Origin of the sequence: Cognatilysobacter segetis, from assembly GCF_004359965.1 — a bacterium.
Classification (GTDB): Bacteria; Pseudomonadota; Gammaproteobacteria; order Xanthomonadales; family Xanthomonadaceae; genus Cognatilysobacter; species Cognatilysobacter segetis.
Map to the genome: position 1 here is coordinate 1 of NZ_SMRQ01000048.1, position 20,066 is coordinate 20,066.

Genomic DNA, 20,066 nt, shown 5'->3' on the forward strand with positions numbered 1-20,066 from the left:
ACTCGGGCGCCACGCTGAACTCGCTCGTCCGCGCCTACACGCTGCTCTACCGGGAAACCCCGGCCTGCGCGCGCTGATTCCGCACCGAGCAGACGCTTCCCGATGTCGCGCGGCCGCGGATGCGGCCGCCATCCAACCGTGAACCATCAGTCGACCGACGCACCCGGTTGTGCCGCGGCACGCCGGGTTGCTTGAACGCTCTCCGCATGACGGGCATCGCGATGCCTGGTCAGCGGGCTCCCGACTCACCGAACCACTCAACAAGGTCATTGCTCATGAATACATCGTTCGCTGCGCGCCTCGTGCTCGCCGTCATCGCCGTTGCCGGCGGCACCTACTGCCGCGACAGCGCGGCTGCCAACGTCGGATATGTCCCGGGTTGCTGGGGCGGTTCGCCCGTCGCGGCGATCACGGCAGCAGGCCATACGCCGGTCGCGATCGCATCCGCCGACACGGCGAGCCTTTCCGGCCTTGCCGCCCTCGTTGTCGACTCCTGCACCTTCACGCAGAACGGTGCGGTCGACACTGCCGTCTCGAACGGCATGGCGGTGATCATCCACGACTGGTCTCCCGGCCCTGCCACCGCGGCGAAGCTGCCCGGGGCACCGATGATCCAGGTCGTCGGCAGCGGCGGCTCGCAGATGAATATCGCTGCCGGGTCGCCGATCGCGACCGGCCCGGGCGGCACGCTGACCGACAGCAGCCTCGACGGCGGCTCGTCCTCCAACCACGGCTATGCGATTGGTTCTACCCTTCCCGTCGGGATCATCCGCCTGACCACCACCGCGAATCCGGATCAGGTGGTGTCGCTCGCCTATGCCTACGGCCGCGGGCGCGTCGTCTACGGCGCCATGCCGCTCGATGCTTATCTTCCGGGCGCCAGTTTGCAGGGCAGCGTCGCTGCGCCCGGCATGCAGGCGTATCTGGCAAACGTCGTTTCCTGGGCCGCCGGCCCGGGTTTCACGACCTGCGCCGCCGAAGGCTACACGGGCAACAAGCTGCAGATGTGCAAGAGCATCTGCGAGTCCAATAACTCGGGCGCCACGCTGAACTCGCTCATCCGCGCCTATACGTTGCTCTACCGGGAAACCCCGGCCTGCGCGCGCTGATCGCGGCGGTGTGACAAAAAAAGGGCCGGGATACCGGCCCTTTTTCTTTTTCAGCCCACCCAGGCCCGCGCATTGCGGAACATGCGCAACCACGGCGAATCGGCGGGCCAGTCGCGCGGCGCCCAGCTCAGGTTCGCGGTGCGCAGCGTGCGCTCCGGGTGCGGCATCAGCAGGGTCACGCGACCGTCGCGGCTGGCGAAGCCGGCGATGGCATCGCTGGAGCCGTTCGGATTGAGCGGGTACTGCGTGGCCGGCTCACCGCGCCCATCCACATAACGCGCCGCGACGTCGATGGCCATGCGCGCGGCCGGATCGTCGAAGTGCACGCGGCCCTCGCCGTGCGCGACGGCGACGGGAATCCGCGAGCCTTCCATGCCGCGCAAGAACACCGACGGCGACTCGACGATCTGCAGCAGCCCCAGGCGCGCCTCGAACTGCTCGCTGCGGTTGCGCAGCAGGCGCGGGAAATGCTCCGCGCCCGGGATCGCCGGCGCCATCGACGCCATCATCTGGCAGCCGTTGCAGACGCCCAGCGCAAAGGTGTCGGAGCGCTGGAAGAACGCCTCGAAAGCCTCGCGCACCGACGCACGCTCCAGCGCGCTGGTGGCCCAGCCGCGGCCGGCGCCGAGCACGTCGCCGTAGCTGAAGCCGCCGCAGGCCGCGAGGCCCGCGAACTCGCGCAGGTCGACGCGGCCGGCGATGAGGTCGCTCATGTGCACGTCGACCGCCGTGAAGCCGGCCCGGTCGAAACCCCAGCCCATTTCGATCTGCCCGTTGACGCCTTGCTCGCGCAGCACCGCCACCTTCGGACGCGCGGTGTTCACGTACGGCGCGGCGATGTCGTCGGCGGGGTCGAACGTCAACGCGGGTACCAGGCCCGGCGCGTTGAAGTCGCGCGCGATCGCGCGCTCCTCGTCGGCGCAGTCGGGGTTGTCGCGCAGGCGCTGCATCGCGTGGCTGGCCGACCACCAGGCATCGAACAGCGACTGCCAGGACCATTCGGCCAGCAGCTCGCCGTCGCGGCGCACGCGCACCTGCGGCGTCGCGGTCGGCTTGGCGATGCGTTGCGCGCAGTCGATCAGGCCGTGCTGCGCGACGAGGTCGGCGAACTCCGCGCGGTCCTCGACCGCGACCTGCACGATCGCGCCGAGCTCCTCGTTGAACAAGCAGCGGAAGGGATCGTCGCCCCAGGCATCGAGCGCGATGTCGAGGCCGGTGCGCGAGCAGAACGCCATTTCCGCGAGCGTCGCGAACGCACCGCCGTCGGAGCGGTCGTGGTAGGCCCGCACGAGGCCGGACTGGCGCGCCTCGCGCATCAGCTCGAAGAACTCGACGAGCCGCTGCGGATCGTCGACGTCCGGCACGCCGAAGCCGTCGCGCTCGCTCGCCGCCGCGAAGGCCGGGAATGCGTCGTTGCCGCCGGCTTCCGGATGGCACTGCGCCAGCACCGAACCGCCCAGGCGCTGCTTGCCGCCGCCCAGGCCGATCAGCCACAGCTCGCTGTCGACCTCGCGATCGAGCAGCGGCGTGAGCTGCAGGCGCACGTCCTCGACGGGCGCGAACGCCGTGATCACCAGCGAAACCGGCGACACCGACTTGCGCGTCTCGCCGTCCGCATGCCACTGCGCCTGCATCGACAGCGAATCCTTGCCGACCGGGATCGCGAGCTGCATCGCGGGACACATCTCCATCGCGATCGCCTTGACCGCGTCGAACAGCAGCGCGTCCTCGCCGGGATGCCCGCACGCGGCCATCCAGTTGGCCGACAGCTTGACGCGGTCGAGCGAATCGACCGGCGCGGCGCAGAGGTTGGTGATCGCCTCGCCCACGGCCATGCGCGCGGCGGCGGCGGAATCGAGCAGCGCCAGCGGCGTGCGCTCGCCGAGCGCCATCGTCTCGCCCGCGAACGTGTCGAAGCCGCTGAAGGTGATCGCACAGTCGGCCACGGGCAGCTGCCACGGGCCGACCATCTGGTCGCGCGCGGTCAGGCCGCCGACGCTGCGGTCGCCGATCGTGACGAGAAAGCTCTTGGACGCGACGGTCGGATGCGCCAGCACGCGCAGCGCGGCCTCCTGCAGGTCGAGTCCGGCCCACTTCAGCACCGGCCACTTCGGCGCGGGCGGATGCGCGGTGTCGCGGTGCATCTTCGGTGGCTTGCCGAACAGCACGTCCATCGGGATGTCGATCGCCCAGCCGGTTTCGCCGGCGGCGACGGTCTCGAGCGTCGCGCCGTGGCCGACGACGAGGCGCTCCTCGGCGGTGGCGTAGCCGACCACCGCGAACGGGCAGCGCTCGCGCTCGCAGATCGCGGCGAATTCCTCGACGCGCTCCGGCGGCAGGCCGAGCACGTAGCGTTCCTGCGACTCGTTGCACCAGAGCTGCATCGGCGACAGCGACGGATCGTCACTCGGCACGCGGTCGAGGTCGATCACGCCGCCGAGGTCGCTGTCGTGCAGCAGCTCGGGAATCGCGTTCGACAGCCCACCCGCGCCGACGTCGTGCACCGTGGCGATCGGGTTGTCGTCGCCGAGGCCCACGCAGCGGTCGATCACTTCCTGGCAGCGACGCTCCATTTCCGGGTTGTCGCGCTGCACGCTGGCGAAGTCGAGCGCCTCGTGGCTTTCGCCGGATGCGACGGAACTCGCCGCGCCGCCGCCGAGGCCGATCAGCATCGCCGGGCCGCCGAGCACGATGATCGCGTCGCCAGGCCGCAGGCCGTGCTTCTGCACCTGGATGCGGTCGATCGCGCCGAGGCCGCCGGCCAGCATGATCGGCTTGTCGTAGGCGCGCGCGATGTCGCCTTCGGGCAGCTCGAAACTGCGGAAATAGCCGAGCAGGTTCGGACGGCCGAACTCGTTGTTGAACGCGGCGGCGCCGATCGGGCCGTCGAGCATGATCTCCAGCGCCGGTGCCATGCGCGGATTGAGCGCGCGCTCGGCTTCCCACGGTTGCGGCAGCGTCGGGATGCGCAGGTGCGAGACGGAGAAGCCGCACAGGCCGGCCTTGGGCTTGCCGCCGCGACCGGTCGCGCCCTCGTCGCGGATCTCGCCGCCGGCGCCGGTCGACGCGCCCGGGAACGGGGCGATCGCGGTCGGGTGGTTGTGCGTCTCCACCTTGATGCAGAAGGCCGATTCGACCTCGCCCTCGCTGCGATAGGTGAACCCCGCGCCGGACGGCCGGAAGCGCCGGGCGCGATAGCCGGCGACGACGGCCGCGTTGTCGCTGTACGCGCTCAGCGTGTGCTGCGGCGTTGTCGCGTGCGTGTGGCGGATCATGCCGAACAGCGTCTTCGGCGCGTCGACGCCGTCGATCGTCCAGCTCGCATTGAAGATCTTGTGGCGGCAGTGCTCGCTGTTCGCCTGCGCGAACATCATCAGCTCGACGTCGGCGGGCGCGCGGCCGAGCGCGGCGTAACGCTCGCGCAGGTAGGCGATCTCGTCGTCGGCCAGCGCGAGGCCGAGGCGGACGTTCGCGTTCTCGAGGTCGGCGAGGTCGATGCGCTCGAGGTCGCCGCGCGAGGGCGCCTCGAACAGCGCGATCGCGTCGTCGCTCGACTCGAGCAGCGACTGCGTCATCGGGTCGTGCAGCACCTTCGCGAGGCGACCCTGCGTCGGCGCGTCGGCCGGCCAGCCGGCGACGTCGATGCGCATGCCGCGCTCGACGCGCTGCACGGGCAACGCGGCGCCGCGCAGCAGCTCGGTGGCCTTGCTCGACCACGGCGAGCGCGTGCCCAGCCGCGGCGTGGTGAAGCGCGAGACGCTGCCGGCGTCGCGCGGCGCGACGTCGGTGCCGGCTTCGAGGATCTGGCCGAGCTTGGCGACGTCCGGCGCGGCGCCCGGCTCGGGCACGACCCAGTAGACGTGCCGGGTGCCGGTCAGGCGGACATCGGGGTGGAGGCTGCGGAGGCGGGCTTGGAGCCGCTCCAGGCGGAACGGCGACAGGGCGGGGGCGCCCTCGAGGACGATCATGTCCGGCGGGACCGTGCGACGGCAGGGCCCGCGATTGTACCGTCCCGCGCCCCGGGGCCGGCCTCAGCCAGCCTTTTTCGGCGCCTGGAGCCGGTCGAGCGCCTCGCGGAGCTTGGCCGGTGGGACGTAGCCGCCCAGCTGCGTGCCGTCCTCGGCGATCACCATCGGGGTGCCGGTCAGGCCCGCACGCTGGCCGATGTCGTACTCCATGTCGACCGGGTTCTTGCAGCTGCGCATCGGCGGCATGCGGTCGTTCTTGGCGTCCGTGAGCGCCTTCCTGCGGTCCGGCGCGCACCAGACGGCGACCATCTGGCGATAGTCCTCGCTGCCGATCCCGGCGCGCGGGAACGCCACGTATTCCACCGCGATGCCCTGCCGGTTGTACTCGGCGATCTCGCTGTGGAACTTGCGGCAGAAACCGCAGCTGATGTCGGTGAACACGGTGACGCGGTGCTTCGGGTTCGCCGGTGCGAACACGATCCGGTCGCTCTCGGGGATCCGCGCCACCAGCGTCTTGCGCAGCGTGGACAGCGAGGCCTCGGTGAGGTTGCCCTTGTTCACCGTGTCGTAGAGCGCGCCGCCGTTGCCGGGGATGAAGATGTAGCGGCCGTCGTCGCTGACGTAGGCCACCTGCCCGCCCACCACGGCTTCGCGGAAGCCCGGGATCGGCGCGGCGCCGACGTGCTCGACCACCGCGCGCGGCTCGAGCCGGTGCACGGCATCGACGGCGCGCGCCTCGGGCGTGCCGGCGGCGGGCTTGGCCTCGGCGCTGGAGCCGGCGGTGCGCGCGAGCGCGGCGTCGGTCTTCGGCGACTGCGCGCCGTCCGACGGCACCTTCGCGCAGGCCGCGAGGCTGGCGACGCCGAGCACGGCGACGAGGATCGAGGAACGGAGAGGGCGCATCGCGACCGGACATTCGGGAGGGAGCCGGATTGTGGCACGCGTCCCGCCAGCGGCCGTGAGCGGCGTTGGCGGGGCTTCAGCGATGCGGAAACGTGGCCGATGGCGCCGGTGGGAACGGTCGGCAGTCCAGCCCGCCCGGCGCTCGATGCTGAAAGCCCGCTGGCACAGAGCGCGCCTGGAAGCTGCGCTTTTGGGCCGGCAGAGACCGGGAAACCGCCGCGCCGCGCGACGGCATGCCTCACCCTCTCGGATGGTGCATGCGATGGAGCTGCTTGAGCTTTTCGCGGGCCACCAGCGTGTAGATCTGCGTCGTCGACAGCGAGCTGTGCCCGAGCAGCATCTGCAGCGCGCGCAGGTCGGCGCCGTGGTTCAGGAGGTGCGTCGCGAAGCTGTGCCGCAGGCCGTGTGGCGAGATGCGCGACGGCTCGATCCCCGCGACCGCAGCCATGCGCTTCACCGTCGACCAGAACTGCTGGCGGGTGAGCGGCTCGCCGTTCGCGCCCACGAACAGATACGGCGTGCTGCGGCCCTTGTCGAGCAATATCGGCCGCGCCTGCGCGGCATAGCGCTCGAGCCAGTGCTGCGCCTCCTCGCCCATCGGCACCAGCCGCTCGCGGCTGCCCTTGCCGGTGACGCGCAGCGCGCCCTGCCGCAGGTTCACCGCCTGTGCCGGCAGGCCGACGAGCTCGCTGACGCGCAGCCCCGTCGCGTACATGAGTTCGAGCATCGCCTTGTCGCGCAGTCCGGTCGGGCTGTCGACGTCCGGCGCGGCCAGCAGCGCGGCGACCTGGCTTTCGGTGAGCGCCTTCGGCAGCAGGCGCGGCAGCGTGGGCGAGCCCAGCCGCGCGGTCGGATCGTCGCCGCGGATCCGCTCGCGCACGCACCATGCGTACAGCCCGCGCAGCGCCGACAGCAGGCGCGCATTGCTGCGCGGCGAGTAGCCGCCGCGCGCGCGCCAGGCGAAGTAGTCGGACAGGTCGGACGGCGTTGCGGCCGAGAGCGCATCGTCGCGGCCGCGCCAGCGCGCGAAGCCGGCGAGATCGCGCCGGTAGCTCTCGCGGGACGCGGCGGTCAGGCCGGTCTCGGCCCAGGTCGCATCGAGATGGCGATCGATGAGCCGCGCGTCGGCCGGGCCGAGTTCGGGCATCGCCCGCGCCGCCTGTCGCCGCGCCGCGACGCCACCCGCGCGACGCGATGCCGTGTCCGAATCCATGCGCCGGAGCTTAGCGACTATCCTTCGCGCATGGCATCGACACCTCCTGCGCGCGCGCTCGTCGGCTGGCGCCTGCTCGCGCTCGTCTACGACCTGTTCCCCGCGCTCGCGCTGTGGTTCGCAACCGGCGCGATCGCGATGGCATTGCATCGCGGCGAACCCGTCCGCGCCGACACGCCGGCCGGCTGGCTTGAGCTCGCGCTCCTGTGGCTGGTGACCGGCGCATACGCGACGCTCAGCTGGCGACGCGGTGGCCAGACCATCGGCATGCGGCCGTGGCGGCTGCGCGTGGTGGCGCCCGGCGGCGCGCCGTCCTGGCGCGCGGTTGCGCTGCGCTATGCGGTGGGCACGCTGTCGCTGCTCGCCGGCGGATTGGGCTTCTGGTGGGCGTGGATCGATCGCGACCGGCTCACCTGGCACGACCGCGCGAGCGGGACGCGGCTGGAACGCGCGGCGAAGGCGGGCTGATCGTCGCTTCGTGTCCGGCGCGGACGCGGCGTCGGCGCCTCATCCACAGTCGCGGCGCGTGGATGCCATGAACCTCACGCGCGACCTAGCCGTAGGCTGGCCGGGTCTACTCGCCTGGCAAACGCCCCGGCCCGCGCGAGCAGGCTCGCGTTTGCTTGCGTTCGAAATCCCCGGCCCGCGCCAGCGGCGCGGGCGTTCGCAGTGCCTGCGCGGCAGTGCCGCGCGAGCAGGCTCGCGTTTGCTTGCTTCCTAAATCCCCGGCCCGCGCCAGCGGCGCGGGCGTTCGCAGTGCCTGCGCGGCAATGCCGCGCGAGCAGGCACTGCTCACCCCGATCGGCGGCGGAACAGGACGGTCGAGAGCGCGAGCATCAGCAGGGTCGGCGCGACGTAGGCGATCCGGTAGTCGAGGCGGAACGCGTTGGCCGCGCGAACGAACGTCTCCTGCACCAGCCAGAAGCCGAGCGAGAACACGATGCCGAGGAACAGGCGCCGACCGAGCCCGCCGCTGCGCAGCGTGCCGAACGCGAACGGTACCGCCGCGATGCACAGCGCCAACGCGTTGAACGGATAGAACCAGCGGCCCCAGTAGTGTTCCTCGAACTCGTTGGCGTCGAGGCCGTTGCGTTCGCGGTACTGCATGGCCTCGCGCAGTTCCGCCGAACCGAGGTAGCGCGGGCTGTCGAGGTCGGCGGTGAGCGCCGCGGTGTCCAGCTTCGAGGCCCAGGTCTGCTCGGGCAGGGTCTCGCGCCGCACCGACTTGCCCTCGAACAGCGTGCGCGTGACGTTGCGCAGCAGCCAGCTGCCCGGTCGATGCTCGGCGACCGCCGCCTGCGAGATCGACTTCAGGCGTCCGTCGGGTTCGAACTCGTACAGGCGCACGTCGCGCAGCTCGAGCCATGTGCGGCCGTTCTGGCTGCGTTCCTGCCCGCCCTGCGCGTTGAGGATCACTTCGCCCTCGCGCGCCCACAGGCCCGAGTACCGCGCGACGACCGTGTCGCGGTTGGTCGCCGTCTGCTTGACGATGTTGGACATGCGATCGCCCCACGGGCCGAGCGTCTCGCCGTTCACCACCATCAGCAGCGTGAGCAGCGCGACCGAGCCCGCGACCGTGAGGCCGAGGCGACGGCGCGAGAGCCCGAGCGCGCGCAGCGCCGTCAGTTCCGACGATGCGGCAAGCTGGCCCAGCCCCATGAGCGCGCCGATCACCGCCGACGTCGGGAACAGCGTGTACGCGCGGCGCGGCGCGGTGTAGGCCACGTGCGCCACGGCCTTGCCGAAGCCGTAGTCGCCCTTGCCGACGTCGCCGATCTCACTAACCAGCGCGAGCATGACGTCGAGGCCGAGCAGCACCATCCACGTCAGCAGGATCGTGCCGATCACCACCTTGGCAACGTAGACGTCGTGGATCTTCGGGAACGGCTTCATCGCGTCACCCCGCGCAGTCGCGGCGCACGCACGCGGCCGTCGTTGAGGTAGAGCCACGCGCCGAGCGCCAGCAGCGGCAGCACCAGCCACCACTGGCCCAGCGCGACCGGGATCTTGCCCTTCGATATCCAGTTGACGCTCGCGATCGACAGCATCGTGGCGACGAGATAGATCAGGAAGCCGACCGCGATCGGCCCGAACCGGCCTTCGCGCGGCGAGGTGCGCGCGAGCGGGACCGCCAGCAGCGCGAACGCGAGCGCGAGGAACGGCGGCGCGATGCGGGAATGCAGCTCGGCCTTGGCCTCGCGGCGCGGGTCGGCGGCGAGCTTCACCGTCGACAGCAGGCGCGGGTCATCGGGGTCGTAGCGACCCTTGGTCGCGGGCATCTGGGCCTCGTTGCTGCGGTAGCGCATCAGGCGGTAGTCACGCGCCACGCCCTCGCGCGGGCCCTCGACCTCGAACCCGTCGTCCAGCACGAGGAAGCGGTGGCCGTCCTCGTCCGCCTCGAGATGGCCCGACTTCGCGGTCGTCACGTCGAGCCGGTCCTTCTTCTGGCGGTAGATGAACACGCGCTCGAAGCGGGTGCCGTCGCTGGACATCCGGCTGACGAAGACCACGCCGCCGTTGCCGATCGGCGTGAAGCGGCCGGGTTCCAGGCCCGCCACCAGCAGGTTGCGCGTGGCCGCGTTCACCATCTGCTTGGAGACCCGCTCGGCCCACGGCGCCAGCCACAGCGAGCACAGCGCGACCACCACCACGACCGGGACCACCAGCCCCAGCACCGGCCGCAGCAGGCGGCGCGGGCCGATGCCGACCGAGGCCAGAACCGGCATCTCCGAATCGCGGTAGAGGCGGCCGACGGCGAGCATCAGCCCCAGCATCAGCGCCAGCGGCAGGATGATCGGCAGCCAGTTCAGGAACAGCAGGCCCAGCTGCGGCAGCAGCATGTCGGCCGGGAACCGCCCCTCCGCGATGTCGCGCAGCACGTCGGCGAAGACCGCGCCGAACGCCACCATCAGCAGGACGAGGGTCGTGGCGAGGGTCGCCTGGACGAATTCGGACAGCAGGTATCGGTCGAATTTCAGCATTCGCGGGGGCTGTTCTAGACTCGTCGTTCGTTCAACGGCCCGGCGCGGCGCCTCATGGCGCGGTCGGGTACCTGCCCCGGCTCGCGCCGGCGCTTCGGCCCACAGGGTCGGCGATTGTACGTAAATCCCCCTTCACGACCTCCCGGAATCCTGGATGGCCCTCGAATTCGACCTCACCTCCGACGCAGCGGCGACCGTCGCGGCGGACTGCGTGATCGTCGGCGTATTCGCCGACAAGACCCTCACCGAGCCCGCGGCCGCGATCGATGCCGCCTCCGGCGGACGCCTTTCGGCCCTGATCGAGCGCGGCGACGCCAGCGGCAAGACCGGCAAGACCGCGCTGCTGCACGACCTGCCCGACGTCGCCGCGCCGCGCGTGCTGGTGGTCGGTCTGGGCGACGCCGCCAAGTTCGGCGTGCCGCAGTACCTCAAGGCGGTCGGCGACGCCGCCCGCGCGCTCAAGGCCGGCCCGGTCGCGCATGCCGTGACCACGCTGTCGCAGGTGCCGGTGAAGGGCCGCGACGCCGCCTGGGCGGTGCGCCAGGCCGTCATCGCCACCGACCACGCCGCCTACCGCTACACCGCGACGCTCGGCGAGAAGTCGAAGGCGAAGATCGAGCCGGGCCTCAAGCGCCTGAGCATCGCGTCGAGCGACGCGCAGGCCGTCGCGCAGGGCCAGGCCATCGCCGCCGGCGTGCAGTTCGCGCGCGAGCTGGGCAACCTGCCGCCGAACATCTGCAACCCGGCGTATCTGGCGCAGCAGGCGCAGGAGTTCGCCTCGCGCTTCGACAACTGCAGCTGCGAAGTGCTCGACCGCGAGCAGATGGAGCAGCTCGGCATGGGCTCGCTGCTCGCCGTCGCGCGCGGCTCGGCCAACCCGCCCAAGCTCATCGTCATGAAGTACGACGGCGGCGGCGATGCCAAGCCGTACGTCCTGGTCGGCAAGGGCATTACCTTCGACACCGGCGGCATCAACCTCAAGGTGCAGGGCGGCGTCGAGGAGATGAAGTTCGACATGTGCGGCGCGGCCACGGTCATGGGCACGTTCGTGTCCGCGGTCGGCCTCGCGCTGCCGGTGAACCTCGTGGTGGTGGTGCCGGCGGTCGAGAACATGCCGGACGCGAATGCCTACCGCCCCTCCGACGTGCTCACCTCGATGTCGGGCAAGACCATCGAGGTCGGCAATACCGACGCCGAGGGCCGCCTGATCCTGTGCGACGCGCTGACCTACGCGCAGCGCTTCGAGCCGGCCGCGCTGCTCGACGTCGCCACGCTGACCGGCGCCTGCGTCGTCGCGCTGGGCAAGTACGCCACGGGCCTGATGTCCAAGACCGACGACCTGTCGGCCGAGCTGGTGGCCGCCGGCGAAGCGGTGTTCGATCGCGCCTGGCCGCTGCCGCTCTGGGACGAGTACCAGACGCAGCTCGAGTCCACCTTCGCCGACGTCTACAACATCGGCGGCCGCTGGGCCGGCGCGATCACCGCGGGCTGCTTCCTCGCGCGGTTCACCGAGGGCCAGCGCTGGGCACACCTGGACATCGCGGGCGTCGCCAACGACGAAGGCAAGCGCGGCATGGCCACCGGTCGCCCGGTCGGCCTGCTCTCGCAGTGGCTGATGGACCGCGCCGGCGCCGCCTGATCCATGGCGCGCGCCGACTTCTATCTCGTCACCACGCCGCGCTTTCGCAGCGAGCCGCTCCGGCTCGTCTGCGAGCTCGCGCGCAAGGCCTTCGACGCCGGCCTGCCCACGCTCGTGCTCGCGCGCTCGCAGGAACAGGCCGAGGCGCTGGATGACCTGCTGTGGGACATGGGCGAGGACGTCTACATCCCGCACCAGATCGCGGGTGCCGACGAGGACGAGGAGGAGGCCGAGGTGCTGATCGCCGCGCCCGACGTCGATGCCGCCCTGCGTCCCCTGGTGATCAACCTGCGCGACGCCGCGGTCGATGGCGCGTTCGACCGCGTGCTCGAAGTGGTGCCTGCCGACGAATCCGCGCGCGGCCCGCTGCGCGAGCGCTGGAAGCAGTACCAGGCGCGCGGCCTGGAGCTGAAGAAGCACGATATGTAACACGGCGGCCGTTGCGCGACCGCATCGGCAACCGATCCGCGACGACGGCCCCGCATCTCCGCCGACCCGCGGCGACACGAACGCCCTTCCGAATCACGAACGCAAGATCGCCATGTCCCTCGCCCCCGGTTACGACCCCACCCAGTTCGAGACGCGCCTCTACCAGCAATGGGAGGCGAGCGGCGTCTTCAAGCCGCGCGGCACGGGCGAGCCCTATTCGATCCTGCTGCCGCCCCCGAACGTCACCGGCACGCTGCACATGGGCCACGCGTTCCAGCACACGCTGCAGGACGCGCTAATCCGCTACCACCGCATGCGCGGCTTCGACGTGCTGTGGCAGATGGGCACCGACCACGCCGGCATCGCGACCGAGATGGTCGTCTCGCGCAACCTCGCGCTCGAGGGCAAGGGCGAATCGCGCGACACGCTCGGCCGCGACGGTTTCATCGCGAAAGTGTGGGAGTGGAAGCAGAAGTCGGGCGACACGATCGAACGGCAGATGCGCCGGCTCGGCACGTCGGGCGACTGGACGCGCAGCGTCTTCACCATGGACCCGATGGCCGCCGACGCGGTGCGCGAGGCGTTCGTGCGCCTGTTCGAGGACGGCCTGATCTATCGCGGCCAGCGGCTCGTCAACTGGGATCCGGTGTTGAAGACCGCGATCTCCGACCTCGAAGTCGTCAACGAGGAAGAGGACGGCTCGCTGTGGTCGATCCGCTATCCGCTCGCCGACGGCGCCACGTACGAATACGTCGAGCGCGATGAGGACGGCAACGAGACGCTGCGCGAGACGCGCGACTACCTCGTCGTCGCGACCACGCGCCCGGAGACGATGCTCGGCGACACGGCCGCCATGGTGCATCCGGATGACGAGCGCTACGCGTCGCTGCACGGCAAGTCGGTCGTGCTGCCGCTCACCGGCCGCCGCATCCCGGTCATCACCGACGACTACGTCGACCGCGCGTTCGGTACCGGCGTGGTCAAGGTCACGCCCGCGCACGACTTCAACGACTACGCGGTCGGGCAGCGCCATTCGCTGCCGCTGATCAACATCTTCACGCCCGAGGCGAAGATCCTCGACGGCGTGCCCGCCGACGAGGCGGGCGTGCCGCATGCCTATCGCGGGCTCGATCGCTTCGACGCGCGCAAGGCCGTGCTCGCCGACCTCGAAGCGCAGGACCTGCTCGTCGAAACGAAGCCGCACAAGCTGCAGGTGCCGCGCGGCGATCGCACGGGCCAGGTGATCGAGCCGTACCTCACGGACCAGTGGTTCGTGAAGATGGACACGCTCGGCGCGCGCGGCCTCGAGCTCGCCGAGAACGGCGACGTGCGCTTCGTCCCGTCGAACTGGATCAATACCTACCGCCACTGGATGGAGAACATCCAGGACTGGTGCATCTCGCGCCAGCTCTGGTGGGGCCATCGCATCCCCGCGTGGTACGACGTCGAGGGCCGCGTCTACGTCGGCCGCGATGAAGCCGAAGTGCGCGCCACGCATTCGATCGAAGCGTCCATGCCACTCACGCAGGACACCGACGTGCTGGAGACGTGGTTCTCCTCCGCGTTGTGGCCGTTCAGCACGCAGGGCTGGCCGAACGAGCAACTCATGGCCGAGCGCGGTTTCGACCGCTACGTGCCGTCGAGCGTGCTCGTCACCGGCTTCGACATCATCTTCTTCTGGGTCGCCCGGATGATCATGATGACCGACCACTTCACCGGCGAAGTCCCGTTCAAGGACGTCTACATCACCGGCCTCGTGCGCGACGCGCAGGGCCAGAAGATGTCGAAGTCGAAGGGCAACATCCTCGACCCGCTCGATCTCATCGACGGCATCTCGCTCGACGACCTCGTCGCCAAGCGCACGTCGGGCCTCATGCAGCCGAAGATGGCCGAGAAGATCGAGAAGGCCACGCGCAAGGAGTTCCCAGAGGGCATCCCGGCGTTCGGCGCCGATGCGCTGCGCTTCACCATCAGCGCGCTCGCCACGCACGGCCGCGACATCAAGTTCGACCTCGGCCGCGCCGAGGGCTACAAGAACTTCTGCAACAAGCTGTGGAACGCCACGCGCTTCGTGCTGATGAACACCGAGGGCTTCACCGCCTCGGGCGTGCCGCAGCCGAAGACCGACGCCGAACGCTGGATCCTCGCGCAGCTGTCGCGCGTCGCCGCCGAAGCCGAGCAGCATTTCGCCGACTACCGCTTCGACCTGCTCGCGCAGGCGCTGTACGAATTCGCCTGGAACCAGTTCTGCGACTGGTTCGTCGAACTCGCCAAGCCGGCGCTCAACGGCGACGACGTGGACGCCGCGAACAGCACGCGCCACACGCTGCTGTTCGTGCTCGAGCGCCTGCTCTCGCTGCTGCATCCGCTGATTCCGTTCGTCACGGAGGAGCTGTGGCAGGCGGTCGCGCCGAAGCTGGGCGTCGCGGAGACGACGATCATGCTGCGGCCGTATCCGCGCGCCGCGGAGCTGCCGCCGGGCGATGCGCAGGCCGAAGCCGCGGTCGAATGGCTGAAGGCGGTGATCTCCACCGTGCGCCGCATCCGCAGCGAACTCAACGTCGCGCCGTCGAAGCAGGTCGCGCTGCTGATGGCCGGCGGCGACGCGGACGACCGCGCGCGCGCCGCGCGCTTCGACTCGCAGCTGCGGTTCCTGTGCAAGGTCGATTCGATCCGCACGATCGACGATGCGAACGCGGCGCCGGCCTCGGCAGCGGGCGTCGTCGGCGACCTGAAGCTTCTGGTGCCGCTCGAGGGCCTCGTCGACCTCGGCGCCGAGCGCGCGCGGCTGGACAAGGAGCTCAAGCGGGTCGACGGCGAGATCGCCAAGGCGCAGGGCAAGCTCGCCAGCGAGACGTTCGTCAGCAATGCGCCGCCGGCCGTCGTCGAGCAGGAGCGCAAGCGCCTGGTCGACTGGACGACGCAGCGCGAGGCGCTGGCGTCGCAGCGCGCGAAGCTCGGCTGAGCGACGCGGCCCTCAGGGTCCCGACGACCACGGCTCCAGCGTGATCGGCTGGAGTTCGCCGTGCAGCGCGCGCTGCTGCAGCGCGTCCGGGTCGATCACCGCGACCGCGCAGGCCGCGGGATCGCGCAGCCGGATCGCGGCGGCGGTCATCGACAGGTAGACCGGCCGCGCCGAGCGCCGGCCGCCCGTGGTGTAGAACGCCGCCTCGTGCAGGTTCACCACCAGCGCGTTGGCGCCGCGCTCGGCGCCCGCCACGCCGAGCCGCTCGAACGTACGTCCGTAGTCGACCATGCGCAGCCGGGCGTCGTCGGCGCTGCCGTCCGGGCGGCGCCCGTCGCGGGCGGCGACGGTACCCAGGCGTTCGTAATCGCAACCCGGATAGGCCGAGAGGACGGGCAGCCCGTCGGCCATGGCGGGCGGGGCGAACAACGCGATCGACAACACGAGGGCACGGCGCACGGGACTCCCTTCCGGTGGGTGTGCGCCGATCCTACGCCTCGGGTGCGAGCAGTTCGATGGCCATCACGATCGCGTCCTCGCGACCGTCGCGCGCGGGGTAGTAACGCGGCCGGCGGCCGATTTCGTTGAAGCCTTCCTGTTCGTAGAGCGCGATCGCGCCCCGGTTGGACGGCCGCACCTCGAGGAACACCCGCTGCGCGCCGCGCGCGCGCCAGGTGCAGCAGCGCGCGCAGCAGGCGCCGGCCGTGGCCCTGGCCCTGGCGTTCGGGCGCGATGCAGATGTTCAGCACGTGCGCCTCGCCCGCGGCGAGGCTGGTGAGGAAGTAGCCGCCGATGGCGCCCTCGATGTCGAGCACCCAGGCGATGTAGTCCGCGCGCAGGCAGTCGCGGAAGATCCCGGCCGTCCACGGGAATTCGTAGGCCCGTCGCTCGATCGCGAACACCGCGTCGACGTCCTGCTCGCGCATCGGCCGCAGCGCGGCGACTCCGCCGGGGCTCGACGGCAGCGCGCTCATGCGCGTGGCGCCGCCTTGCGGAGCGCGCGCAGCTCGCGCCAGAAGGCCCGGCGCGACGCGACGTCGCGCGGCAGCCCCAGGCGCGCGAGCAGTGGCGCGAGGTCGACGCCGCGCGCGGCGCGCAGCAGGCCCGCGGGCACGTCGCCCGTCGCTTCGGCCGCAAGCCCGGGCGTGGCTGCCCGCCCGGCCGGGCGCTGCAGCACGTCCAGCCCCATGGCCTGCAGCCATTCGACCTGCTGGCCGCTCCACGGCAGGGTCATGCCGCGACCTCCGCCGGGCGGCGCAGTCGGCGCCAGCTCCAGTACGCCGGGCCGGACAACGCGTACAGCGCGAACACGCCGAGCAGCACGGTCGGCGGATCGATGGCGACTGCCACCAGCACGGCCAGCACGACGACGATCGCCAGGAACGGCACGCGGTCGTTGCGCGGACCGCCGCCCTTGAAGCTGAAGTAGCGCAGGCGGCTGACCATCAGCAGCGCCGCGACGACCGTCACCCCGAGCGCGACGTAGCGCAGGTCACGGCCCGACAGCTCGAAGCTCGCGCAGGTCCAGACGAAGCTGGACACCAGCCCAGCGGCGGCCGGGCTCGCCAGGCCGATGAACCAGCGCTTGTCGACCTGCCCGACCTGCGCATTGAAGCGCGCCAGCCGCAGCGCGGCGCAGGCGGCGTAGAGGAAGGCGACGATCCAGCCGATCTTGCCGGGCGTCGGGCCGTCCATGGGCAGCGTGTCGAGGGCCCAGTGGTACATGAGCAGCGACGGCGCGAGGCCGAAGCTGATCAGGTCGGCCAGCGAGTCGTACTGCACGCCGAACTCGCTCTGGGTGTTGGTGAGGCGCGCCACGCGGCCGTCCAGGCCATCGAGGATCGCGGCCACGAAGACCGCGATGCAGGCGTCGGGAAAGTGCCCCTGGGCGGCGGCGATGATGGCGTAGAAGCCCGCGAACATGCCGCCGGTGGTGAAGAGATTGGGCAGCAGGTAGATGCCGCGCGCGCGCGGCCGCGGCTGAACGACCGGTGGCAATGATTCCATTTGGGCAGTGTATCGCTTGCCCCGGCACCCGCGCGGTGTTGGAATCGGCCCGGATTCCGCTCCCGGAGGCGCCATGCGCCGCCCCATCCGCTTCGCTTTCGCCCTCCTCCCCTTCGCCTTCGCCGCGGCCCTGCCCGTCGTGGCGGGACAGGTCTATTCCTGGAAGGACGCCAAGGGCGTCACGCACTACGCCGATGCGCCGCCCGCGGGCCAGAAACTGAAAGGCCGCGCCTTCGGGGAGCGACCGGCCACGCCGGCCGCCCCCAAGCCCGTCGCCAATTCGGATTGCTCGAACGCACGCGGGAACCTGACCCTGCTGCAGGGCAACGGCAAGGTGAGCGTCGACGAGGACCGCGACGGCAAGCCCGATCGCGAGATCACGACGGCCGAGCGTGCCTCGCGCCTGAAGATCGCCGAGGCGCAGGTGGAGCTGTACTGCGAGCAGCCCGCGGCGAACGCGGTGACGACCCGCAGGAGCTGATCCGCCCGCGCGACGGCGGCCCCGACGGGGGCGCATGGCAGAATGGCGTTTCTCCGCGCCGAAGCCCGCCGATGCGCCTGTCGCAGTTCCATCTCCACACCACCAAGGAAACGCCCGCCGACGCGGAAGTCGTCAGCCACCAGCTGATGCTGCGCGCGGGCATGATCCGCAAGCTCGCCGCCGGCGTGTACACGTGGAGCCCGCTGGGGCTGCGCGTGCTGCGCAAGGTGGAGCGCGTCGTCCGCGAGGAAATGACCGGCGCCGGCGCGATCGAGGTGCTGATGCCCTCCATCCAGCCGCGCGAGCTCTGGGAGGAGACCGGGCGCTGGGAGAAGTTCGGCGGGCAGCTGCTGAAGATCAAGGACCGCAAGGACAGCTGGTACGCGTACGGCCCGACGCACGAGGAGGTCGTCACCGACTTCGCGCGCCAGGAGCTGTCGTCGTACAAGCAGCTGCCGGTCAACTTCTTCCAGATCCAGACCAAGTTCCGCGACGAGATCCGCCCGCGCTTCGGCGTGATGCGCGCGCGCGAGTTCCTGATGAAGGACGCCTACTCGTTCCACGCGAGCGACGAGGATCTCGGGCGCGAATACAAGAACATGTACGACACCTACGGCCGCATCTTCACGCGGCTGGGGCTGAAGTTCCGCGCGGTGTTCGCCGACACCGGCGCGATCGGCGGCAGCGCCTCGCACGAGTTCCACGTGCTCGCCGATTCGGGGGAGGACGCGATCGCGTTCTCGACGGGTTCGGACTACGCGGCGAACGTCGAGCTGGCCGAAGCGGTGTCGCCGGGCGAGCGCCCCGCGGCAAGCGAAGCGATGCGCCGCATCGACACGCCCACGCAGAAGACCTGCGAGGACGTCGCGGCGCTCATGGGCATTCCGCTGCAGCGCACGGTGAAGTCGGTCGCGGTGATGGGCGTCGACCCCGAGAACAACCCGCGCTTCGTGCTCGCGCTGGTGCGCGGCGACCACGTCGTCAACGAGATCAAGCTGGCCAAGCTGCCGGGCATGACGGAATACCGCCTCGCCACCGAGGACGAGATCCGCGAGCACCTGGCTGCCTCGCCGGGCTTCCTGGGACCGGTCGCGCCCGCGAGGGGCATGTTCGTCGTGGCGGACCGCAGCGTCGCGGCGATGGCCGATTTCGTCGTCGGCGCCAATGCCGACGGCTACCACCTTGCCGGCGTGAACTGGGGCCGCGACCTGCCCGAGCCCGACCTCGTCGCCGACATCCGCAACGTGGTGGAGGGCGATCCGTCGCCCGACGGCACCGGCACGCTGGGCATCGCCCGCGGCATCGAGGTGGGCCACGTGTTCCAGCTCGGCCGCAAGTACGCCGAGGCGATGAAGTGCACCGTGCTGGGCGAATCGGGCAAGGCGATCACGCCGGCGATGGGCTGCTACGGCATCGGCGTCTCGCGGATCGTCGCGGCGGCGATCGAGCAGAACCACGACGCCAACGGGATCATCTGGCCGGACGCGATCGCGCCCTGGCAGGTCGCGGTGTGCGTGATCAACCCGAAGGGCGTGGAGGCGGTGAACGAGGCGGCGCAGGCGCTGTATCGCGACCTCCAGCAGGCCGGCGTCGATGCGCTGCTCGACGACCGCGGCCTGCGCGCCGGCCAGATGTTCGCGGACATCGAGCTGATCGGCATTCCGCACCGCATCGTCGTCTCCGAGCGAGGGCTGCAGGCGGGCACGTACGAATACCGGCACCGCCGCGCCAGCGAGGCCGAGCAGCTCGATCGGGATTCCGCGATCGCGCGCGTGCGCGGCGTCTGATTATCGCGATCGATTTACGCGATTAACGCCGCTGGTTAGGATGGGCCGTCCGCTGAAGGGCGGCCCATTTTCTTTTTGGTTTTCCCGGAGGTTTCCATGGCACTCGATCTCAACAGCATGTCCGCCAAGGAGCTCGAAGCCCTGATCGCCCAGGCCAAGAAGCGGCGCAGCGTGCTCAGCAAGCGCAAGCCCGTCGCGACGGTGCGCGCGCGCCTTGAGCAGATCGCGCGCGCGGAGGGGTATTCGATCGCCGAGCTGTTCGGCACGCGCGGCGGCGCGGCGGGCGGCGCGGCCGCCGGCGCGCCGCCCAAGGCGGCGCGCAAGCCGTCGAAGATGGCGGGCAGCAAGGTCGCACCGAAGTACCGCAATCCGGACAACGAGAGCGAGACCTGGAGCGGTCGCGGCAAGCAGCCGCGCTGGCTGCAGGCGCATACCAGCAAGGGCCGCGTCCTCGACGACTTCCTGATCCGCTGATCGACCCGACGCCGGCCCCGCGCCGGCGTCGTCGCATCCGGGCGCTGCGCCAGGCTCAGAGATTGCGTCGCGGTGGCAGCAGCATGTTGCCGAACAGCAGGCCCGCGACG

Annotated in this window: 16 protein-coding genes and 1 pseudogene; 8 read left to right on the plus strand and 9 right to left on the minus strand. The window is 70.8% G+C overall.

All coding sequences use genetic code 11. The annotated features are described in order from the left end of the window. Positions 1-275 precede the first annotated feature (275 nt). Entirely contained in the window at positions 276-1,109 is an 834-nt protein-coding gene (locus E4F61_RS10750; RefSeq protein WP_133479662.1) for a hypothetical protein, read from the plus strand. 50 nt (positions 1,110-1,159) lie between these two features. On the opposite strand, the gene purL is transcribed toward E4F61_RS10750, so the two are convergent. From purL to xerD, 3 genes are all read right to left on the minus strand, one after another. Then, positions 1,160-5,077, minus strand: a complete 3,918-nt coding sequence (gene purL, locus E4F61_RS10755; protein WP_133479663.1) for a phosphoribosylformylglycinamidine synthase — start codon at positions 5,075-5,077, stop codon at positions 1,160-1,162. A 63-nt stretch (positions 5,078-5,140) separates the two neighbouring features. Beyond that, positions 5,141-5,980, minus strand: a complete 840-nt coding sequence (locus tag E4F61_RS10760) for a DsbC family protein (RefSeq protein WP_133479664.1) — start codon at positions 5,978-5,980, stop codon at positions 5,141-5,143. A 238-nt stretch (positions 5,981-6,218) separates the two neighbouring features. Then, positions 6,219-7,193: a site-specific tyrosine recombinase XerD gene (gene xerD, locus E4F61_RS10765; RefSeq protein WP_133479665.1), complete on the minus strand. Its 975-nt coding sequence runs from the start codon at positions 7,191-7,193 to the stop codon at positions 6,219-6,221. Between the two features lie 30 nt (positions 7,194-7,223). Between xerD and E4F61_RS10770 the strand changes: the two genes are divergently transcribed. Further along, positions 7,224-7,661 (plus strand): RDD family protein, encoded by a 438-nt coding sequence (locus E4F61_RS10770; protein ID WP_133479666.1) that lies wholly within the window; start codon positions 7,224-7,226, stop codon positions 7,659-7,661. A gap of 324 nt (positions 7,662-7,985) precedes the next feature. Here E4F61_RS10770 and lptG read toward each other — a convergent pair whose 3' ends face one another. Next, positions 7,986-9,086: an LPS export ABC transporter permease LptG gene (gene lptG / locus E4F61_RS10775; RefSeq protein WP_133479667.1), complete on the minus strand. Its 1,101-nt coding sequence runs from the start codon at positions 9,084-9,086 to the stop codon at positions 7,986-7,988. Continuing rightward, positions 9,083-10,174: an LPS export ABC transporter permease LptF gene (gene lptF, locus E4F61_RS10780; protein ID WP_133479668.1), complete on the minus strand. Its 1,092-nt coding sequence runs from the start codon at positions 10,172-10,174 to the stop codon at positions 9,083-9,085. The genes lptG and lptF overlap by 4 nt, the downstream gene beginning before the upstream one ends. 154 nt (positions 10,175-10,328) lie before the next feature. Between lptF and E4F61_RS10785 the strand changes: the two genes are divergently transcribed. The 3 genes from E4F61_RS10785 to E4F61_RS10795 all read left to right on the plus strand — a co-directional run bounded on the left by E4F61_RS10785 (position 10,329) and on the right by E4F61_RS10795 (position 15,207). Beyond that, a complete protein-coding gene (locus E4F61_RS10785; RefSeq protein ID WP_133479669.1) occupies positions 10,329-11,813 on the plus strand; it encodes a leucyl aminopeptidase in 1,485 nt (494 codons plus the stop codon). Between the two features lie 3 nt (positions 11,814-11,816). Next, complete coding sequence (locus tag E4F61_RS10790) at positions 11,817-12,242, plus strand: DNA polymerase III subunit chi (RefSeq protein ID WP_133479670.1); 426 nt, start codon at positions 11,817-11,819, stop codon at positions 12,240-12,242. 112 nt (positions 12,243-12,354) lie between these two features. After that, the gene (locus tag E4F61_RS10795; RefSeq protein ID WP_133479671.1) at positions 12,355-15,207 is read left to right on the plus strand and encodes a valine--tRNA ligase; all 2,853 of its coding nucleotides are present in this window, start codon (positions 12,355-12,357) and stop codon (positions 15,205-15,207) included. Positions 15,208-15,219: 12 nt separating this feature from the next. Here the strand turns inward: E4F61_RS10795 and E4F61_RS10800 are convergent, their stop codons facing one another. The 4 genes and pseudogenes from E4F61_RS10800 to pssA all read right to left on the minus strand — a co-directional run bounded on the left by E4F61_RS10800 (position 15,220) and on the right by pssA (position 17,214). Continuing rightward, positions 15,220-15,666 (minus strand): hypothetical protein, encoded by a 447-nt coding sequence (locus E4F61_RS10800; RefSeq protein WP_133479672.1) that lies wholly within the window; start codon positions 15,664-15,666, stop codon positions 15,220-15,222. A 31-nt stretch (positions 15,667-15,697) separates the two neighbouring features. Beyond that, a pseudogene (gene rimI / locus E4F61_RS10805) lies at positions 15,698-16,181 on the minus strand (ribosomal protein S18-alanine N-acetyltransferase). After that, a complete protein-coding gene (locus E4F61_RS10810; RefSeq protein WP_133479673.1) occupies positions 16,178-16,441 on the minus strand; it encodes a hypothetical protein in 264 nt (87 codons plus the stop codon). Before E4F61_RS10810 ends, rimI begins: the two are co-directional and overlap by 4 nt. Beyond that, positions 16,438-17,214 carry a CDP-diacylglycerol--serine O-phosphatidyltransferase gene (gene pssA, locus E4F61_RS10815; RefSeq protein ID WP_133479674.1) on the minus strand — a complete coding sequence of 259 codons (777 nt, stop codon included), beginning with the start codon at positions 17,212-17,214 and terminating at the stop codon, positions 16,438-16,440. Before pssA ends, E4F61_RS10810 begins: the two co-directional genes overlap by 4 nt. A gap of 73 nt (positions 17,215-17,287) precedes the next feature. Between pssA and E4F61_RS10820 the strand changes: the two genes are divergently transcribed. The 3 genes from E4F61_RS10820 (at position 17,288) to E4F61_RS10830 (ending at position 19,956) form a co-directional block, all read left to right on the plus strand. After that, the gene (locus tag E4F61_RS10820; RefSeq protein WP_133479675.1) at positions 17,288-17,695 is read left to right on the plus strand and encodes a DUF4124 domain-containing protein; all 408 of its coding nucleotides are present in this window, start codon (positions 17,288-17,290) and stop codon (positions 17,693-17,695) included. Positions 17,696-17,766: 71 nt separating this feature from the next. Further along, positions 17,767-19,482 (plus strand): proline--tRNA ligase, encoded by a 1,716-nt coding sequence (locus E4F61_RS10825; protein ID WP_133479676.1) that lies wholly within the window; start codon positions 17,767-17,769, stop codon positions 19,480-19,482. Positions 19,483-19,578: 96 nt separating this feature from the next. Next, positions 19,579-19,956, plus strand: coding sequence for an H-NS histone family protein (locus tag E4F61_RS10830; protein WP_133479677.1), 378 nt, complete (start codon positions 19,579-19,581; stop codon positions 19,954-19,956). Positions 19,957-20,066: the final 110 nt, after the last annotated feature.